At 64.2% G+C, this 1689-nt stretch carries 1 protein-coding gene and 1 pseudogene; both read right to left on the reverse strand.

The features are described from left to right. On the reverse strand, positions 1-1266 hold a 1266-nt coding region (locus EN906_RS33240), incomplete at its 3' end, for a LysM peptidoglycan-binding domain-containing protein (RefSeq protein ID WP_127375727.1). Between the two features lie 196 nt (positions 1267-1462). Continuing rightward, a pseudogene (gene pcm, locus EN906_RS33245) lies at positions 1463-1689 on the reverse strand (protein-L-isoaspartate O-methyltransferase); the annotation flags it as partial.

Raw genomic sequence — 1689 nt, forward strand, 5'->3', positions numbered from 1 at the left:
GTTCTCGGCTGCCTTGACCGGTGTGCCCGAGGGCACGGCGATGTCGACGCCGTCTTTGCCGGAGCCGAAACCGGAGATCACGCGACCGCGCACCGGCCAGCGCATCTTGCCGATGCCGGTGGCGTCAGGCGCGACGGCATCGTCGGCCTCGGCCTGCTGGATGACCTTCGAATCCTTCTTCGGCGGCGTGTAGGACGCCAGCGTTTCCGACGGCGTGGTCTTTGCCGCGGGCTGCGTCGTGGCCGTCGTCACCGGATCGACCTTGGCCGGTTTGGCGGCGGCGACGGTCGCGGTTCCACCCGCCGGCACCTTCAGGGTCTGGCCGATCTTGAGCAAGCCATCCTGCATGCCGTTGGCCTGCTTGATGGCAACGACTCCGACACCGGTTTTCCTGGCAATCGAGGAAAGCGTGTCGCCCGACTGAACCGTATAGGTGCCAGCTGCATTGGTCGCCTTGGCCGCGGCTACCTGCGGCTTGGGCTCCTTGGGCTGGCTCGCGGCGGCCGACGTATCGACCTGAGCGGTGGATTTGCCCTCCCTAGGCTTCGGCTGCTGCGGCAGGACGGCGACTTTGTCCGGCGCAGTGGCCGGCAGGTTGTGCTTGGTGTCTTTCGCCGGCTTGGCATCCGCGAGCTTCGGCTCGCTCTTGCTCGAATAGGCGTAGGCCGGGATGACCAGCTTCTGGCCGGTCTTCAGCCCCTTGGTCGCGCTCAGCCCGTTGACCTTCATGATCACGTCGGACGGCACCTTGTAGCGCTGCGCCAGGCCGCCGATCGTTTCGCCGTCCCTGACGACGATCTCGGTTGCATGCGGAGTGCCGGAAGCAGCCACGCGGGGTTCGTCAGGTTGCGAAACCTTGAAAGGCGATGCCACCGGGGCGACGGTGCCGGTCGTGGTCCTGTCGACATGCGGTGCGGGAGCCAATGCGGTGCGCACCGGCTTCGATACCGGCGCCACTTCGGGAGCCTGGGCAACGGGCGGAGGCAGCGGCCGCGTCGAGACCGGATCGAGGCTGGAGCGGCTGACCGACTGTGTATGGCTGCCATCGATCGGAGCGGCGGCGACATCGCCCGGATAAGGCTGCTGTACGGCATCCTGCTTGTTGATGATGGTGCGCTGATTGTTGGTCGAGGATGTAAAGACGTCGTCGACGCCATTGAACCGCGAAACTTGGGAACTGCACCCCGCAGCAGCACCCGCGACCATCAGTATGGCGCAGCCTCGCGCCAGATTGCGACCGCTTGTCTTCAAAACACTGAGTTGCATCGCACTAACCCGCACATACCCGGTACAAACTAGGCATGATTAAAGCGCGTTAATGTTACTCGACGGTTAACCCCATGGAATCCGGCGCAATTTTTCTTAAAATATTAGAGAGCGAGCCCAGGGGAGATTTTCAGGTCATGCCGGCCGGGGTCGAAGACGCACCCGACGCGGCGCGGCCTGAACATCGACATGCGCGCTAGATGATAGCGGCGACACCGCGCAGGATCGGCTGCAGGCGAACGAGGCCGATGTCTTCACGCTCGAAGCGGCTGCCGACCTTGGTCAGCTTGGCCAGCACCTGTTCGCCCTCTTCGGGGCCGATCGGCGCGATGACGATGCCGCCGCTCGACAATTGGTCGAGCAGGAAACGCGGCAGGCTGTCGAAGGACGCCCATGCAACGATGCGATCGAACGGCCCTTCAT

Origin of the sequence: Mesorhizobium sp. M7A.F.Ca.CA.004.06.1.1 (assembly GCF_003999135.1) — a bacterium.
Taxonomy (GTDB): domain Bacteria; phylum Pseudomonadota; class Alphaproteobacteria; order Rhizobiales; family Rhizobiaceae; genus Mesorhizobium.